The sequence below is a fragment of the Streptomyces sp. 1222.5 genome, assembly GCF_900105245.1.
In the GTDB taxonomy this organism is placed as follows: Bacteria; Actinomycetota; Actinomycetes; order Streptomycetales; family Streptomycetaceae; genus Streptomyces; species Streptomyces albidocamelliae.
Window position 1 is genome coordinate 1,256,600 of the sequence record NZ_FNSZ01000001.1, and the last position, 16,620, is coordinate 1,273,219.

Here is a 16,620-nt window from a genome sequence, read left to right on the forward strand (position 1 = left end):
GCGGTCCCTCAGGTGTCCTTCCCGGAATCCTCCGCCGGCCGGGCGGCCGGCCCGTCGGAGCCGGCGATCGACAGTGAACCCGGGCTTGCCGTAGGCGAGTCGGACTGCCAGCGCTGTCCGGCGGACCGGTCGCGGACCTTGACCACGACGTCGGACCCGGCTTCCTCACCGGCGGTGGCGAGTGCCACGGTCCGGTCCCAGCGGGGCAGCAACTCACCCTGCACCGTGAGGTCGTAGCGCACGTCGTCGGCCCGCTGCGAGCCGGCCCCGGCGCAGCTGCCGAGGGTCACCACACCGGCGTCGGCGTGCGAGTCCAGGCACAGTCCGGTGCCGGCCGCGCTGCGCAACTGCCCGTCGGCGTCGTACGTCCACTGCTGTCCGGCCGTCGTGGAGCAGACGGCGAGTACCGCGGCGGCACCGGACACGGGCGTACCCCGGACGTCCAGACACAGGCCGGCGGCCACGTTGCGCAGCCTGCCGGGACGACCCGTGGCGGGCAGACCGGCGGTGTCCGGCGCGGTGCCGGAGGCGCGCGGGGGCCGGGCGTCGGTGCCGGGCACGGCACTCGTGGACGCGACGGGACCGGTACCGGATCCGCCGTCCGGCCACACGCCCAGGGCGACGACGGTCGCCAGCAGCACGACGGACGCCACGCCGACGCCGGTGAGCAGCGTCCGCGTGGACCCTACGGCGGCGATGCCGGTACCACCCGGCGGCGACGGTGTCCGGGCGAACGGTCCGGGTGTGCCGCGCCGTCGGCCGCGCGCCCCCGTGCCGCGCGACCGCGGCTCCGGCTCGCCGCCTTCGCGGGCCCCGGCGCGCGAGGAGGTGGTCCGGAGGAACAGTCCGGGCTTCCCACCGCCGCGTCGGCGTCCGCCCGGGCCCCGGGAGCCGCCGCGGGCGGGGCCGGGGCGGCGGCCGGGACGGCAGTCGAGGTAGCGGCGGGCGCCCCAGCCGAGGACGGCTTCGGCCAGGAGGACGCCCAAGGCGGCCTCGGCGCTGCCGAGTTGCTCGGCGGCATGCCGGCAGTGGATACAGGCCGCCAGGTGCTCCTGGACGTCGGGCAGCAGGTTTCCGCCCCGCCGTATCGGTACGTCGAGGAGGCGGTTGTAGTAACGGCACTCCGTGCCGGGAGCGAGTTCCCGGTGCGCGCGCACCAGGCCTTCCCGGAATTTCTCGCGAGCCTGTTCGAGTGCGATCGCCGCACTCTCGGTGTCGATGCCGAGCAGTTCGGCGGGCGCGTTTATCGGCTCGGCCTCGACCTCGGTGTGCCACAGCAACGTCTGTTCCAGCCGGGGAAGTCCCAGGAAGGAACGGTCGGAGAGCGCGCGGTTTTCCGGTATCAGTGTCTTCGCGTTGCGCATGCCGCGGCCCCCGGCGGGTTTTCCGAGTCCGGGCAGTACGGCGGTGATCCGGTCCGTGGAGGACCAGTTGAGGACCGTGTCCCGCACTGCCACGAGCAGGCGGGGACGGAGCGCCTCGCCGGGTTCGCCGAGGGCGAGCCGGCCGAGGACCTGGTGGAAGGCGGTGGCGGTGGCCATGTGGGCGAGGGGCCCGGGAGCGGCCAGGCATATCACCGCGTAGTCGTGTGCCGGCTGCCAGTGCCGGGACATCAGGAGGGCGGTGGACCGGGAGGCCTCCGCGTCGGAGCCGGCGCGCAGCGGGCCGGCGAGGGACTCGTCGGATTCCCCCGGTTCCCCGCCGGGTGGCGGAAAGGGGGGACGAGGGGGGTGGGGGGTGGGCACGGAGCGGATTCCTTTGGTGCGTGGTGCGTAGGTGCGAGCCTCTGGGTGCGCGCGGGGAACGGGAATTCACCGGCGCTCGGCCGGTCCGGTTCCGCAACTGCCGAAAGAACCCTGGACTATGCCCCCCCGCACGGGCGCTGCAACCCTTGCACAACTTCCACACGGGCAACAAGGCGCCCGTAGGACATCGGCCTTGTTGAAAGAAAGTCAGAAATACTCGGTTCGGGCCTGTTCGGGCGAGACGGCTTTCGTATTCCCGTGCGCCCCGTGTGAAGTGTGCGCACGCGCCGGTGGGACGCGCACGCTCCCGGGGCCCCGGGAGCGGTAGTGGACTGGGACCGGCCCTCTCGGAAGGCCCCGCGCGGGACGGCGGCTCTCCCGCGCGCGACCGGCCGCCGGCCCTGTTCCTCCCGCCCTCGGCCGGCGGCCCCGGCGGCTTCCCCCGCCGACCGTGGACGGGCTCACCCGGGGGCGGGTCCGGCCGGCCGGACCCGCCCCCGCGGCCACGGCCCAGATCAGCCGGGTCCGGCCCGGTGAGTGGGGGGCAAGTCCGCGGGTTCGGTCAGCGACGCGGTCAGATCGGCCGGGTTCCGCCCTAGCGACGCGATGCACACCTGCCGGCTCGACCCCGCCGACGCCGATGTCAGGATCTGCCGTCCCCGGCCCCCGCGAGGAAGGATCCGGTTCGGCTGAGCGGGCGGGGTCGGATCGGCCGGGTCAGCGGCCCACATCTGCCGGCTTCGCCCCCCTCCGGCGCCGATCAAAAGTCCGCCGGATCGGTCCTCTTGAGTACGGTTCGAGGCGGTCGGGTGCGGCCCCGACGGCGTCGTTCAGATCTGCCAGGAACGCAGTCGGTCCGCCGCCCCGTACACGTCGGTCTTGCCGGAGATCAGGTCGCGGGCCAGGTCGACGAGGGCGCCGTAGGGCGGATCGATGCCGGCACCGCTGACGAACATGTACGCCGCCGCCGTCGAGCAGGCGAAGCGGGCGTTGGCCGCGGGCAGCGGCTTGAGTACGGCGAGGGTGTGCAGCAGGGCGGCGGCACGCCAGGCGGCGTCGGAGTCGACGCCGAGCCGCGGCGGGTCCACACGGTGCCGGGCCACGGCGGCGACCAGCGCGGAGAAGTCGTCCACGGCGGGCTGGTCGGGCAGGACCTCTTCGTGCCGCTGGAGCAGCCAGGGGACGTCGATGTGGAGGACGGAGGGCATAACTCAGGCGGCCTCGCCCTTGGCGGGGGGCTCGTCGTCGGGAAACGCGGCGGCGAACTCCTCCGCGTGGGCGGCGAAGAAGCGCCGGAAGGTCTCGGCGCCCTCCTGCAGGGCGCGGTGCCGGGCGATGTCGGCGGCGGCCGCCTCGCGCACGAGGGCCTTCATCGACGTACCGCGCTCCTTGGCGATCTGCCGCAGGTCCTCTAGTTCCCGTTCGCTGAACTCCACGTTGAGAGCTGGCATGCCCCTCACGGTACCGCCCGGGTACTCACGCGTAAATATCCACAGGTCGGACCGGTTGCCGCGCGGTACCCGCGGCGCTGCAGGGCTGTGTCCGTTTTCCGCCGGTCACCGGGCCCCGGGCGCAGCAGACTCGACAGCACGCGAAGGCCGCACGCACAGGCGGCACGGAGGTATCCGAGGGAGCACCGATGCATACGCGCACCGTTCACACCGTCCACCCGAGTGCGCTCGGCGATCTGCTGCTGACCGCCTCCGTCGGGCCCGATGGCCACGCCGTCTCCTCGCTGTCCCTGCCCGGTGGGCCCGGGGCGCCGGCCGGCCGTCCGGAGGACCGCGACGACCGGCCGTTCACCGAGGCGCACCGGCAGCTGGAGGCGTACTTCGCGGGCCGCCCGACCCGCTTCGAACTGCCGCTCTCCGCGCCGGGCAGCGCCTTCCAGCAGAGGGTGTGGCAGGCCCTGGACGAAATCCCGTACGGCACCACGACCACGTACGGCGAGCTGGCGGCCCGGCTCGGCGTACCCCGCTCCGAGATCCGCGCGGTCGGCCGGGCCCTCGGCGCGAATCCGCTCCTGCTGCTCCGCCCCTGCCATCGGGTGATCGGCGCGGACGGCTCGATGCGCGGGTACGCCGGCGGGGTCGGGAACAAGGTGTGGCTGCTCACCCACGAGGGTGCCCTGCAGCCGGCCCTGCTGTGAATTCCGGAGGAGGAATGACGATGACTGTCACCCTGGCCGAGGCCCGCCGCCGGGCCGCCCGCACGGACTGGCCCGCGCTCTCGGCCGGGCTGGACGAGCTCGGCAGCGCCCCCACCGGCCCGCTGCTCACCGCCGCCGAGTGCGCCGACCTGGCCGCTCTCTACGAGAAGCCGGAACTGTTCCGGACCACGGTCGACCTGGCCCGGCACCGGTTCGGATCCGGCGAGTACCGCTACTTCACCCATGACCTGCCCGCTCCCGTGGCCGCGCTGCGCGCCGCGCTCTACCCTCGGCTGCTGCCGGTCGCCCGGGACTGGGCGGCCCGCCTGGGCCGGGCGGCCCCCTGGCCCGACTCGCTCGGCGACTGGCTGGAGCGCTGCCACGCCGCCGGCCAGGACCGGTCGGCGCAGATCCTGCTCAGCTACGGGCCGGGCGACTGGAACGCCCTGCACCGCGACGTCTTCGGCGAACTCCTCTTCCCGCTCCAGGTGGTGATCGCCCTGGACGAGTACGGCACCGATTACACCGGTGGCGAGTTCCTGATGGTGGAACAGCGGCCGCGCGCCCAGTCACGGGGTACGGCGACCGTCCTGCGGCAGGGGCACGGCCTGGTGTTCACCACCCGGGACCACCCCGTGCGCACGCGCCGCGGCTGGTCGGCCGGGGCGATGCGGCACGGGGTGAGCACCGTGCGGTCCGGGCGGCGGCGCACGCTGGGGCTGGTGTTCCACGACGCCGCCTGACCGGAGGCGCGCGGACGGGCAGCCGCCGGGGCGGCCTCCCGTCCACCCGGGCGGCCCGGTCAGGCGTCGAGCCGGCTGATGCGCACGGCGCCCCGGTCCTCACCCGGGTGGGCGCTCGTGAGGGTCAGCCGCAGCCGCGAGCCGCGCACCGCGTCGAAGCTGATCACGCTCGGGGCGTCCGACACCGTGGCCCACTCCACCTCGGCGCCGGTGACCGGCACGTACGTGTGCCCGTTCCACACGGCCACCTCCGCCTTCGCGGGAAGCGTGTGCGTGGCGTCGACGGTGAAGGAGACCGCCACCCGGTCCACGGTCCGGTTCCGTCCGAAGTCGACCGACACCCAGTCCTTCGCGCGGGCACCGGAGAAGGCGGGCAGCAGTGCGGTGGCCGGCTTGGCGAAGGCGTTGGACCAGCCGGTGGCCGGGTCGCCGTCGAGCATGGCGGCGGGCAGGGTGTCCGGGCGGCCCGAGTACCCGGCGTCCGCGTACGGGTGGACGCGAGGGGCCGGGTGGTCGGGCGGGAACTCGGGGGCGGTGGTGCGGACCGCGTCGCGGACCGGGGTGGTGCGCACGGCCGTCCTGCCCGTGCGCAGTCCGTCCACGCGCGCCCCGACCTCGAGCGTTCCCGGCTCGCCGCCGGAGCGGACGATCGCGACGGCCTTGCCGTGGAAGGCGGTCCGGGTGCTCGCCTGGTAGCGCTCGGCGCTCTCCTGGCGGCCGTTGTCGACCCCGGCGAGGGAACCGCCCCTGACGTCGAAGGTGATGAGGTGCTCGGCACCGGGCACGACCACGCCGTGCGCGTCGACGATCTCGGCGGTCACGAAGAGCAGCGACCGGCCGTCGGCGGGGACGGATTCGCGGTCGGCGGTCAGGCGGACGGCGTGCGGGACACCGGCGGTGCGCAGCACGTCGGTGGCGACCACCTTGCCGTTTCGGCGGGCGACCGCCTTCAGCTCACCCGGCCGGTACGGCACCTGCCACGCCAGGTGCAGCTTGCCCGCACTGCCGTTGGGGCTCGTGTAACTGCCCGGGTGGGGGCCGTCGGTGAAGGTCTTGTCGTCGCCGGTGGCTTCGGTGGTCTCCAGGTAGCTGCGTCCGTCGGTGGTCCTCTTGACGTCGAACTCCCGTGTTCCCAGGGACTTTCCGTTGAGGAACAGCTCGACGGAGGGCACGTTGGCGTAGGCCCACACCTCGACGGTGTCGCCCTCTTCGTGGTTCCAGCTCATGGGCAGCAGGTGGACCATGGGCTCGGCCGTCCACTGGCTCCTGAAGAGGTGGTACATGTCCTTCGGGAAGCCGGCCGTGTCGACCGCGCCGAAGAAGGACGCCTTGACCGGGAAGACGTCGTACGGGGTGGGTTCGCCGATGTAGTCGATGCCGGACCACAGGAACTGCCCGGCGAACCACTTCCGGTCCCGGTCCTTCTTGTGCCCGTACTCGCCGCTCATCGTCCAGGAGGCGAGGTTGTTGTCGTAGGAGGAGGTGGCCCGGCCGCCCGGCGTGTGGTTCTCGCCGGTGTTCAGGTGTTCCGGCTCCTGGTAGGCGCCCCGGGTCGAGGTCTCCGAGGAGGACTCGGACTCGAAGAGGAACAGGCGCGGGTAGGCCGCGTGCAGGGCGTCCACCGACTTGGCGGTGTTGTAGTTGAGGCCCAGTCCGTCGATCTTGGCGAGCATCAGGTCGGCCGCGGAGCCCTTGGCGGGCAGACGCCGGTATTTGTCGGAGCCGATGACGAGCGGGCGGGTGCCGTCGGCGGCCCGGATCGCGCCGATGATCCGGTCGGCCATGGCGAGGCCGGCCGTGGACGTGGAGTCGGGGATCTCGTTGCCGATGGACCACAGCACCACCGCGGGCGAGTTGCGGGCGGCGAGGACCATCTCGGTGGCGTCCTTCTCGCACCACTCGTCGAAGAACCGCCCGTAGTCGTACCGCGTCTTGCCGGTCCGCCAGCAGTCGAAGGCCTCGACCATCATCACGATGCCCAGTTCCTCGCAGACCCGGATCATCTCCGGCGAGGGCGGGTTGTGCGAGGTGCGCAGGGCGTTGACGCCCATCGACTTCATGATGCGCATCTGCCGGCGGACGGCGTCGACGCTGATCGCGGCGCCGAGGGCGCCCTGGTCGTGGTGGAGGTCGACGCCCTTGATCTTGGCGGGGGCGCCGTTCAGCGAGAAGCCCTCGTCCGGGTCGAAGCGGTGGCCGCGGATGCCGAAGGGTGTGGTGTACGTGTCGGTGGTGCGGCCCCCGACGCGGACCTCGGTGTGCAGGGTGTAGCGGTGCTCCGGCGTGGCGAAGTCCCACAGGAGGGGCTTCGGGACGGTCAGCTCGTGGGTCTCCTCGGCCTGGTCGGAGACGGTCAAGGTGCCGGCCGTACGGGCGGCGGTGCGGCCGTCGGGGCCGGTGATCCGGGACAGCACCCGGACGTCGGCGGCGGTGCCGGTCTCGTTGCGCACGGTGGTGCGCACCCGGACCAGCGCGCGGTCGGCGGAGATCTCCGGGGTGGTGACGTACGTGCCCCAGCGGGCCACGTGCACCGGCTCGGTGATCACCAGGCGGGCCTCGCGGTAGATGCCGCTGCCGGAGTACCAGCGGCTGCTCGGGAGTTGGTTCCGGACCTTGACGGCGAGCACGTCGGGGGTGGTTCCGTCGGTGTGGACGAGGTCGGTCAGGTCCAGGGCGAAACCGGTGTAGCCGTAGGGGTGGCCGCCCGCCTCGATGCCGTTGCAGTAGACGGTGGAGTCCATGTAGACGCCGTCGAACTCGACCGAGATCCGCTTGCCGGCGTACTCGGGCGGGAGGGTGAAGGCGAGCCGGTACCAGCCGAGGCCGCCCGGCAGGAAGCCGGTGCCGCTGGTGGTGCCGTGCTCGGTCGTGGGGGTCTGTTCGATCGACCAGTCGTGGGGGACGGCGACCTCGCGCCAGTCCGAGTCGTCGTGGGCGGGGTCGGCGGCGTCGGCGAAGGCGCCGGTCGGGTCGGTGATGCCACCCGGGTCGACCAGTGCGAAGCGCCAGCCGTCACGCAGGGGCACCGTGTGACGGCCACCGGCACCGTTCCCGGCGGCGACGGCGGGCGGAGCCGCGGGAATGCCCGGGAGCGCTCCGGCCGCGGGTGTCGCGGTGGCCGCGACCAGTACCGATCTGCGTGTGACCGTCATGACGGCTCTCCCTCACCAAGTCCCAGAAGTACTCACAACTGATCGTGAACAAACAGATTCTGACGTCGCGCCACACACGATCGTCAAGGGTCCGAACACGGGCGAGCGCCTTCGACGAAAGATCGGCCGAAATCGCCCCTTGACCTTGTTCGACCCATCGACCGGAGAGCCGGGAGTCGCGGTCCGCGAGCGGGCGGGAAGCACTAGGCTGGAACACAAGTGGTGCCACCTGTTCACTGTGAGTGTGCGCTTGGGAGCGGCGACGATGAGCCGGGTCTATCCGTTCGACGAGGCGGCGACGGCCCGGGCTGTCATCGATGAGGACGGAACGCTGCTGGAGTGGAACGAGGGCGCGCGGCGCCTGCTCGGCCACCCGGCGGACGCCGTCGTGGGCCGTCCCGCCGCGGAGCTGCTGGTCGACGACCGTCCCCCGGCCCTCCCCGGCGGCTTCCGCTGGGAGGGAACGGTCGGTTTGCGCCACCGGGACGGGCACACGGTCCCCGTGTGGCTGCTCGCCCACCGGCGGCCCGCGCACGACGACCACCGCGGCGGCTGGCTGGTGGTCACCCCGCTCACCGGCGACCGGCCGCCCGCCACGGACGATCCGCTCGCCGCGGCCGGCCTGATCCAGTCACCGTGCGCGCTCGCCGTGTACGACGACGAGCTGCGGCTGCGCCGGATGAACGCCGCGATGGCCTCCGTCATGGATCTGCCCGAGGAACGGGTCCGCGGCCTGCGGCTCGCGGAGATCGGGGGCAAGCCGCAGAGCGAGGAACTGGAACTGGGCATGCTCCGGGTGCTGACCTCGGGCCGGCCGCTGGACATGCAGGCCTTTCTGCGCACCGGCGGCGGGGACAGCGCGCACGCCTGGCTCGCCCGGATGGCACCGGTCCTGGACGCGGAGGGCCGGGTACGGGGCGTCTCCCTCGCGGCGCACGACGTCACCGACAACTACCGGGCCCGCCGGCGGCTGCAACTGGTCAACGAGGCGAGCGTGCGCATCGGCACCACCCTCGACGTCACCCGCACGGCGCAGGAGCTCGCGGACCTGTGCGTGCCCGCGCTCGCCGACTTCGTCACCGTCGACCTGCTGGATCCCGAGGAGTACGGCGGCGAGCCCCCCGCGCGCATCACCGCCCCGGTGAGTCTGCGCCGCACCGCCCACCAGTCGGTGCTGCGCGGCATCCCCGAGGCGGTGATCGAGCCGGGACAGACGGAGGCGTACCCCGCCCTCTCCCCGCAGGCCGACTCGCTGACCGCGGGCCGCACGATCACCACCTCGGTCGCCGCGGGTGACATGGACCAGTGGCTGAGCTGGCACCCGACGCGCGCCGAGCGGGTGCGGACGCTGGGCATCCACTCGTCGATGTCCGTGCCGATCCAGGCGCGTGGGCTGACCCTGGGGGTGGCGGTCCTCACCCGGCACCTGCGCCCGGAGACGTTCAGCGCCGACGACGTGCTGCTGGCCGAGGAGATCACCGCGCGCGCCGCCGTCTGCATCGACAACGCCCGCCGCTACTCGCGGGAGCGGGAGACCGCCCTCGCCCTCCAGCGCAGCCTGCTCCCCCGCAACCTCCCGCGCACGGCCGCGCTGGAGGCGTCCTCCCGCTATCTGCCGGCCGCGCGCGCCGGGGTGGGCGGGGACTGGTTCGACGTGATCCCGCTGTCCGGGATGCGCGTGGCCATGGTCGTCGGGGACGTCGTCGGGCACGGCATCCAGGCCTCCGCCACCATGGGCCGGCTGCGCACCGCCGTGCGCACTCTGGCGGACATCGACCTGGCCCCGGACGAACTGCTGACCCACCTGGACGATCTGGTGCTGCGGCTGTCGGACGAGTCCGGCGTCGAGGGCAGCCCCGGCGAGGTCGGCGCGACCTGCCTGTACGCCGTGTACGACCCGGTGTCGCGGCGCTGCACCCTGGCCCGCGCCGGGCATCCGCCACCGGTGCTGCTCCTGCCGGGCGGCCGGCCGGAGCTGCTCGACCTGCCGGCCGGGCCCCCGCTGGGCCTGGGCGGGCTGCCGTTCGAGTCCGCGGAGCTGGAACTGCCCGAGGGCACGGTGCTCGCCCTGTACACGGACGGGCTGGTGCTGTCCCGGGACCGGGACGGCGACAGCGGCCGTGAGCGGCTGTACGAGGCGCTCGCACGGCACACGGACTCCCTGGACCAGACCTGCGACCACGTGCTGCACTGCCTGCTGCCGCCGGGCGGCGCCACCGACGACGTGGCGCTGCTGCTGGCCCGCACCCAGGGCCTGCCGCCGTCGCAGGTGGTGACCTGGGACATCCCGGCCGACCCCGCGCTGGTCGCGCCGATCCGCAAGCAGGTCGTGGACCAGCTGGACACCTGGGGACTCAGCGAGGCCGCGTTCACGGCGGAGCTGGTGGTCTCCGAGCTGGTCACCAACGCCATCCGGTACGGCTCGCACCCGATCCGGCTGCGGCTGATCCACGACGCCGCCACGCTGATCTGCGAGGTCTCCGACACCAGCCACACCGCCCCGCATCTGCGCCGGGCGAAGATCTTCGACGAGGGCGGCCGGGGTCTGCTGCTGGTCGCCCAGCTCACCCAGCGGTGGGGCAGCAGGCATACCGCCGACGGCAAGACGATCTGGGCCGAACTGCCTTTGTACGAAGAGGCCTTCTAGCGCTCGCGGGGGCGTCGGCGCGGGCCTCGAGGGAAGGTCGGCGCGGGCCTCAGGAAGCCGTCAGCCAGGGCCGTACCTGCTTGCGGGCCTCGTGCAGGCGGGACTTGAGGGTGCCGAGCGGTATGCCCACGCGCTCGGCGACCTCGGCGTAGTCCAGCTGGCAGATGTCCCGGTAGACCAGCGGCGCCACCAGGTGCGGATGCTCCCGCTCCAGGCGGTCCAGCGCCTCCAGCAGGTCCACCCGGGAACCGGCGATGACGCTGGTGGTGCGGGGGTCGACGGCGTGCGAGGGCTCGATGGCGGCGGGCTGTTCGGCGGCCCGCCGCTTCAGCTCGCGGTACTTCTGCCGGCAGCAGTTGGCGACCACGGTGTACAGCCAGGTGCCGAAGCGGCTGCGGCCCTCGAAGGCGGTGACGTGCCGGGCCACCTGGAGCAGCACGTCCTGGGCGGCCTCCTCGGCGTCCTCCCGGCAGGGCAGGAAGCGCGCGCAGCGGCGCACGACCTCGGGCCGGATCTCGGTCAGCAGCCGGTCCAGGGCTGCGCTGTCGCCCGCGGCGGCCCGCCGGGCGAGGTCCTCCATGGGCGCCTGGTCCTGCACCGAAGGGTCCCCCTCCAAGTCGATCTCAGGGCAGGCATGATAGTCGTATGCACTCCCTGGAGCGGATCGGCCGCTACCGCCTCGAACGGCCGCTGGGCACCGGCGCCTTCGCCACGGTGTGGCTCGCCCACGATCCCGAGCTGCAGGCCCCGGTCGCCGTGAAGGTCCTCGCCGAGAACTGGGCGCACCGGCTCGACATCCGGGAGCGGTTCCTGTCCGAGGCGCGACTGCTGCGGCGGGCCGGTTCGAACCGGGTGGTGCAGGTCTACGACATCGGTGAACTCCCCGACGGCCGACCGTACTTCGTGATGGAGTACGCCGACGGCGGCACCCTGGCCGATCTGCTGCGCGGCGGACCGCTGCCGGTGCCGGACGCGCTGGCGCTGACGGCCGAGGCCGCGCGCAGCGCCGCCGCGCTGCACGAGGCCGGCATCGTGCACCGGGACATCAAGCCGACCAACGTGCTGCTGCACACCGCCCCGGACGGCACCAGGCGGGTGCTGCTGGCCGACCTGGGACTGGCGAAGAGCCTCGCGCAGGCCTCCGTACTGACCCTGGCGGCGGGCTCGGCGGGCTACCAGCCGCCGGAGCAGGCCGAGCCCGGCGAGGGCATCGACGAGCGGGCCGACGTCTACAGCCTGGGTGCGGTGGGCTACGAACTGGTCACCGGGACGGTGCCGGGGCCGCCGGGGAAGGTGGTGCCGCCCCGGCGGCTGCGGCCGGACCTCGGCGAGGGCGTGGAGCGGGTGCTGTCGCGCGCGCTGGAGCCCGACCGGGAGCGACGCTGGCCGGGCGCGCAGGCGTTCGCGCACGAGCTGGACCGGCTGGCGGCGGGGCCGCCCGCGGTGGGCCACGCGCGGCGGCTTGACGGGGTACGCGGCCGGCTGAACGCCGTGACGCTGGCGGTCGCCGCGGTCCTCGCGGCCACCGCCGCGGCGGTGGCCGTCACCGTGTTCGTCCAGCGGGACGGCGGCGCGCCGGACGACGGGGTGCGGGTCACGGACGCCACCGGCCGGGTCGCCGTCCGGGTGCCCGCCGGCTGGGGCCGGGAGCTGCGCGACTCCGGCTGGGACCCGCGCGCGCTCGGCCTGAAGGCGGGGCACGAGCCGGCTCTGGTGGTGGCCGACGACCTGTCCCGCTGGCCGGATCTGAAGGCGGCTGTCGACGGCGTGTTCGTGGGGGTGAGCCGGCACGGCGACGTGGCCGCCGAGGTGAAGGCCCTCGAGCACGCCGGCTGCCGCTACTCCGGCAGCCGCACCTTCGCAGACGCCGACTGGCACGGGCCGGTCCGGGTCTGGAGCGGCTGCCCGGACGGCGGTTCGGTCACGGAGTCCGCGCTGTCCCCGGCGGGCGGCGCGGCGCGGCCGCAGGTGTACGTGCAGGTGCGGCAGCGGGGTGCCGGGGACGCCACCGACGGCATACTCCGTTCGCTGCGGGTGTCCTGAAAGACGCGGATGGACGGTCAAGTCCGGGAAAAGATCCCTGCGTGTCCCGAACTTTTCCCGCGTCCGGCGCATCGGATTGTCATGACGGCGCACCCGGCGCCGCGGGCACGCGGTGCGCCGCTCGCCCCGAACAACCAGGAGTGTTGAGCGACATGGTGTACACCCCCCGGTCCACGCGGCACGGGGCCCTGCTCGTGGGCACGGTCGCCGTGCTGGGCCTCCTGACCGCCTGCGGCAACGGCAAGGACGTCCACAGCGATCCGCCCGTCACGGCGTCCGGTACGGCCGCGCCCGCGACGGACGCCTCGAAGAGCCCGGCCCCCGCCACGTCCGGCACGTCCGCCGCGGCCTCCACGCCGACCCGCTCCTCCGCGTCGTCGGCCCCGGCGGCGACCGCGTCCCCGGGCGGCGGGAAGACCACGGCGGCGGGTTCCCGCTGCCACACCTCCGAACTGGGTGCCTCCGTGGGCCGCAACGACCCGGGCGCCGGCCAGGAGAACTTCCCGCTGGTCCTCACCAACAAGTCCGCCCGGACCTGCACCCTGCGCGGCTATCCCGGTGCGGCCTTCGTCGACGGGTCGGGCACCCAGCTGGGCCCCGACCCCCGCCGTGAGCCGGGCTCGCCGGTGACGGTCACCCTCAAGCCGGGGCAGAGCGCCTGGGCCGGACTGACCTTCTCGAACCCGGAGATCAGCGGGGCGAAGACGGGCGCGCCCGCCTCGCTGCTCCTCACCCCGCCGGACGAGCTGGACCACCTGACGGTGGCCTGGTCGGGCGGACCGGTGCCGGTGTCCGGCAACTCCTCGTCCGTCTCCCTCTCCGTCCTCGCCCCCGGCACCGGCCCCTGACCCGCACGTCCCGCTCCCGACGACCCCGCTGTCCGCTCCCGCGGCAGCGGGGTTCGTCATGAACGCGCCACAACTGTCACAGGACGGCAACAGGCGCCGAAAGCCGCGATCTTTCTTCCGGACCCCGTCATCGAACCCCCCGACCGCACGAAGAGCGGGCCCCGCACCGGGGCCCTGACGAGGAAACCGGGGAGACGATGAGCGGGATCTCACGCAGGCGGATGCTGACGGCGGGAGCGGCGGCGGGCGCCCTGGGCACACTGGCCGCCTGCTCCTCCGGCACCGGCCTCCGGGTCGGCGGACCGGAGCCGGCGGACGGCAGGGGGACGGCACAGGCCCGGCCGGTGAAGCCGATCGGCGACGGCTCCACCGCGGACACCGGCCCCCAGCCGCACCAGCCGGAGCCGGACCGGCTGCGGCCGGGCCGCAAGCCCCCGCAGTTCGTGGTGTTCTCCTGGGACGGCGCGGGCGAGGTGAGCGACAAGCTGTTCTCCCGGTTCCGCAAGGTGGCCGCCGACCACGGCGCGAAGATGACGTTCTTCCTCAGCGGCATCTACACCCTGCCCGAGTCCAAGAAGCACCTGTACCACCCGCCGCAGCACCCGGTCGGCGCCTCCGCGATCGGCTATCTCGCCGACCGGCACATCCACGCCACGCTCCAACAGGTGCGCGCCGCCTGGCTGGAGGGCCACGAGATCGGCACCCACTTCAACGGGCACTTCTGCGGGGCGACCGGCGTGCGCAAGTGGTCCCCCGCCGAATGGCGCAGCGAGATCGACCAGGCGACGGCCTTCGTCACGCGGTGGAAGACCAACACCGGCTTCACCGACCTGGAACCGCTCCCCTTCGACTACCGCAAGGAACTGACCGGCGGCCGCACCCCCTGCCTCGAGGGGCAGGCCAACCTGCTGCCCACGGCCGCCGCGCTCGGCTGGAAGTACGACGCCAGCTCCTCCGGCGGCCTGCAGATCTGGCCGGCCAAGGTGCAGGGCGGGAAGGTGTGGGACTTCCCGCTGCAGTCCATACCGTTTGCCGGCCACTCCTTCCAGGTGCTGTCGATGGACTACAACATGATGTTCAACCAGTCGGGCGGGAACCCCCTCGGTGACCGCGCCCAGTACGACTCCTGGCGCACGCAGGCCCGGGACACCTACCTGGCCGGCTTCCGCCGCGCCTACGAGGGCAACCGCGCCCCGTTCTTCATCGGCAACCACTTCGAGCGCTGGAACGGCGGCATCTACATGGACGCCGTCGAGGAGGCGATCGGCCGGATGGCCGAGCACGACGACGTGCGGTTCGTGTCGTTCAAGCAGCTGGTGGCCTGGCTGGAGGCGCAGGATCCGGCGGTGCTGCGCAAGCTGCGGACGCTCACGCCGGGTCAGGTCCCGGCGGGCGGCTGGGAGGAGTTCCTGGGCGCGGCGGGTACCCGGTCGTCGTAGCCCGCACGGAATCGTCTGTTTTGATGGGCGGGCACCGACGTGATCGACCGGAGGACCCGCCCTGAACACCCCCCTCTCCGAGGCACTGTCCGCCGTCCTGCTCGCCGCCGTGCTCGCCTGGGCCGTCGTGCGGCCCTTCGGGTGGCCCGAGGCGGTGCTGGCGGTCCCCGCCGCCGGGATCGCGATCGCGAGCGGGGCGATCCCGCTCGACCACGCCCGGGCGGAGGCGGAGCGGCTCGGGCCGGTCGTCGGGTTCCTCGCGGCCGTGCTGGTGCTGGCCCACTTCTGTGACGTGGACGGGTTGTTCCGGGCGTGCGGGGCCTGGATGGCCCGCTGGGCGGCGGGCCGCCCGGTGCGGCTGCTGACGGCGGTCTTCGCGCTCGCGTCCGCGATCACCGCCGTGCTGAGCCTGGACGCCACGATCGTGCTGCTCACCCCGGTGGTGTTCGCGACGGCCGCGCGGACGGGCGTACGGCCCAAGCCGCATGTGTACGCGTGCACCCATCTGTCGAACACCGCGTCGCTGCTGCTGCCGGTGTCCAATCTGACGAACCTCCTCGCGTTCGCGGCGAGCGGGCTGAGTTTCGCCCGGTTCGCGGCGCTGATGCTGCTGCCGTGGCTGGTGGCGATCGGGGCCGAGTACGTGGTGTTCCGGCGGTTCTTCGCCCGTGACCTCGCGGCGGCCGCCCCGGCGGGCGCGGACGGCGGGCAGGCTCCGCGGCTGCCGCTGTTCGCGCTGGTGACCGTGGCCTGCACGCTGGCGGGGTTCGTGGTGGCCTCGGCGTTCGGCGTGGAGCCCGCCTGGGTGGCCGCGGCGGGCGCCCTGGTGCTGGCCGGGCGGGCGCTGCTGCGGCGCCGGGCGACCCCGCTGACCGTCGTACGGGCGGCGGCCCCGTCCTTCCTGGCGTTCGTGCTGGCGCTCGGCATCGTGGTGCGGGCGGTCGTCGACAACGGCCTGGCCGACGTGCTCGGGAACGTCATGCCGGACGGCACCACGCTGCCCGCGCTGCTCGGCATCGCCGCGCTGGCCGCCGTCCTCGCGAACCTCATCAACAATCTGCCGGCGGTGCTGGTGCTGCTCCCGCTGGCCGCGCCGGTCGGGCCGGGCGCGGTGCTGGCGGTGCTGCTCGGTGTGAACATCGGCCCCAATCTGACCTACGCCGGGTCGCTGGCCACGCTGTTGTGGCGGCGGATCGTGCACCAGCACGAGCACGGCGTGGACCTCGGGGAGTTCACCCGGCTGGGGCTGATCGCCGTGCCCTCCTCCCTCGCGGTCGCGGTGGTGGCACTGTGGGGGTCGCTGCAGGTTCTCTGAGGGCCCTTCGCGGGCCTTCGCCGGTTCGAGGGAGGCCGTCCGGATGCGTGTGATCGCCTGGCTCGTCGAGGGCACCTGGCCCTCCTGCGTGGACGCCGTGCGCACGCACGCGCCGCCGGCCGCCGAGGTGGTGCTGCTGCACGTCAGCGGTCCCGACGTGCCCGGGCTCGCGCACGGCGCGTTCGCGGGCCTGCTCGGCCGCGGCCACCCGGAGCGGGATCCCGGGGATCTGGTCGAGGCCCTCGGCGGGAGTTCGGCCGCCGAACTCCTCGACGCGGCGGCCGGCCGGCTCGGCCGCCCCTGTGTGCGCGAGGAGCGGGCGGGCCGGGTCGAGCGGGAGGTGGTGGACGCGGCCGAGGGTGCCGATCTGCTGGTGCTGGCCCGGGACGGGGACCGGTCGCGGCTCGGTCCGAAGAGCCTCGGTCCGGCCGTCCGGTTCGCGGTCGACCACGCGCCCTGCCCGGTGCTGCTGGTGTGGCCGGAACCGGCTCCCGGGCTGGCGACGATCCCGCCGCCACCGCCGCACCACCCCCACTGAG

General features: G+C 73.7%; 12 protein-coding genes and 1 pseudogene. 8 read left to right on the top strand and 5 right to left on the bottom strand.

The annotated features are described in order from the left end of the window. Window positions 1-8: 8 nt before the first annotated feature. The 3 genes from BLW57_RS05685 to BLW57_RS05695 all read right to left on the bottom strand — a co-directional run bounded on the left by BLW57_RS05685 (window position 9) and on the right by BLW57_RS05695 (window position 3,196). The gene (locus tag BLW57_RS05685; protein ID WP_093472598.1) at window positions 9-1,745 is read right to left on the bottom strand and encodes an RICIN domain-containing protein; all 1,737 of its coding nucleotides are present in this window, start codon (window positions 1,743-1,745) and stop codon (window positions 9-11) included. 830 nt (window positions 1,746-2,575) lie between these two features. Continuing rightward, window positions 2,576-2,953, bottom strand: coding sequence for a toxin Doc (locus BLW57_RS05690; RefSeq protein WP_093472599.1), 378 nt, complete (start codon window positions 2,951-2,953; stop codon window positions 2,576-2,578). A gap of 3 nt (window positions 2,954-2,956) precedes the next feature. After that, entirely contained in the window at window positions 2,957-3,196 is a 240-nt protein-coding gene (locus BLW57_RS05695; RefSeq protein ID WP_073890979.1) for a hypothetical protein, read from the bottom strand. A gap of 188 nt (window positions 3,197-3,384) precedes the next feature. Between BLW57_RS05695 and BLW57_RS05700 the strand changes: the two genes are divergently transcribed. Together BLW57_RS05700 and BLW57_RS05705 are read left to right on the top strand one after the other, a co-directional pair. Next, window positions 3,385-3,894 carry a methylated-DNA--[protein]-cysteine S-methyltransferase gene (locus BLW57_RS05700; protein ID WP_093472601.1) on the top strand — a complete coding sequence of 170 codons (510 nt, stop codon included), beginning with the start codon at window positions 3,385-3,387 and terminating at the stop codon, window positions 3,892-3,894. A gap of 20 nt (window positions 3,895-3,914) precedes the next feature. Then, complete coding sequence (locus BLW57_RS05705) at window positions 3,915-4,637, top strand: 2OG-Fe(II) oxygenase (protein ID WP_093480549.1); 723 nt, start codon at window positions 3,915-3,917, stop codon at window positions 4,635-4,637. Between the two features lie 59 nt (window positions 4,638-4,696). Here BLW57_RS05705 and BLW57_RS05710 read toward each other — a convergent pair whose 3' ends face one another. After that, window positions 4,697-7,789: a glycoside hydrolase family 2 TIM barrel-domain containing protein gene (locus BLW57_RS05710; protein WP_093472602.1), complete on the bottom strand. Its 3,093-nt coding sequence runs from the start codon at window positions 7,787-7,789 to the stop codon at window positions 4,697-4,699. A gap of 265 nt (window positions 7,790-8,054) precedes the next feature. Between BLW57_RS05710 and BLW57_RS05715 the strand changes: the two genes are divergently transcribed. Continuing rightward, window positions 8,055-10,436, top strand: coding sequence for a SpoIIE family protein phosphatase (locus BLW57_RS05715; RefSeq protein ID WP_093472604.1), 2,382 nt, complete (start codon window positions 8,055-8,057; stop codon window positions 10,434-10,436). A 49-nt stretch (window positions 10,437-10,485) separates the two neighbouring features. Here BLW57_RS05715 and BLW57_RS05720 read toward each other — a convergent pair whose 3' ends face one another. After that, window positions 10,486-11,034, bottom strand: a complete 549-nt coding sequence (locus BLW57_RS05720; protein WP_093472605.1) for an RNA polymerase sigma factor — start codon at window positions 11,032-11,034, stop codon at window positions 10,486-10,488. Window positions 11,035-11,081: 47 nt separating this feature from the next. Between BLW57_RS05720 and BLW57_RS05725 the strand changes: the two genes are divergently transcribed. From BLW57_RS05725 to BLW57_RS05745, 5 genes and pseudogenes are all read left to right on the top strand, one after another. Beyond that, on the top strand, window positions 11,082-12,479 hold the full coding sequence (locus tag BLW57_RS05725; RefSeq protein WP_093472607.1) for a serine/threonine-protein kinase: 1,398 nt from the start codon (window positions 11,082-11,084) through the stop codon (window positions 12,477-12,479). A gap of 152 nt (window positions 12,480-12,631) precedes the next feature. After that, entirely contained in the window at window positions 12,632-13,327 is a 696-nt protein-coding gene (locus BLW57_RS05730; protein WP_093472608.1) for a DUF4232 domain-containing protein, read from the top strand. A 197-nt stretch (window positions 13,328-13,524) separates the two neighbouring features. Then, the gene (locus BLW57_RS05735) at window positions 13,525-14,766 is read left to right on the top strand and encodes a polysaccharide deacetylase family protein (protein ID WP_176985477.1); all 1,242 of its coding nucleotides are present in this window, start codon (window positions 13,525-13,527) and stop codon (window positions 14,764-14,766) included. A gap of 23 nt (window positions 14,767-14,789) precedes the next feature. Continuing rightward, window positions 14,790-16,081, top strand: a pseudogene (locus BLW57_RS05740) (SLC13 family permease). A gap of 43 nt (window positions 16,082-16,124) precedes the next feature. Further along, window positions 16,125-16,619 (top strand): universal stress protein, encoded by a 495-nt coding sequence (locus BLW57_RS05745; RefSeq protein WP_093472613.1) that lies wholly within the window; start codon window positions 16,125-16,127, stop codon window positions 16,617-16,619. Window position 16,620: the final 1 nt, after the last annotated feature.

What these genes read in the sequence shown, in the direction of transcription:
- BLW57_RS05690 (WP_093472599.1), bottom strand. Translation starts at nt 2,953, where the DNA reads ATGCCCTCCGTCCTCCACATCGACGTCCCCTGGCTGCTCCAGCGGCAC.
- BLW57_RS05695 (WP_073890979.1), bottom strand. Translation starts at nt 3,196, where the DNA reads ATGCCAGCTCTCAACGTGGAGTTCAGCGAACGGGAACTAGAGGACCTG.
- BLW57_RS05700 (WP_093472601.1), top strand. Translation starts at nt 3,385, where the DNA reads ATGCATACGCGCACCGTTCACACCGTCCACCCGAGTGCGCTCGGCGAT.
- BLW57_RS05705 (WP_093480549.1), top strand. Translation starts at nt 3,915, where the DNA reads ATGACTGTCACCCTGGCCGAGGCCCGCCGCCGGGCCGCCCGCACGGAC.
- BLW57_RS05710 (WP_093472602.1), bottom strand. Translation starts at nt 7,789, where the DNA reads ATGACGGTCACACGCAGATCGGTACTGGTCGCGGCCACCGCGACACCC.
- BLW57_RS05715 (WP_093472604.1), top strand. Translation starts at nt 8,055, where the DNA reads ATGAGCCGGGTCTATCCGTTCGACGAGGCGGCGACGGCCCGGGCTGTC.
- BLW57_RS05725 (WP_093472607.1), top strand. Translation starts at nt 11,082, where the DNA reads ATGCACTCCCTGGAGCGGATCGGCCGCTACCGCCTCGAACGGCCGCTG.
- BLW57_RS05730 (WP_093472608.1), top strand. Translation starts at nt 12,632, where the DNA reads ATGGTGTACACCCCCCGGTCCACGCGGCACGGGGCCCTGCTCGTGGGC.
- BLW57_RS05735 (WP_176985477.1), top strand. Translation starts at nt 13,525, where the DNA reads ATGAGCGGGATCTCACGCAGGCGGATGCTGACGGCGGGAGCGGCGGCG.
- BLW57_RS05745 (WP_093472613.1), top strand. Translation starts at nt 16,125, where the DNA reads ATGCGTGTGATCGCCTGGCTCGTCGAGGGCACCTGGCCCTCCTGCGTG.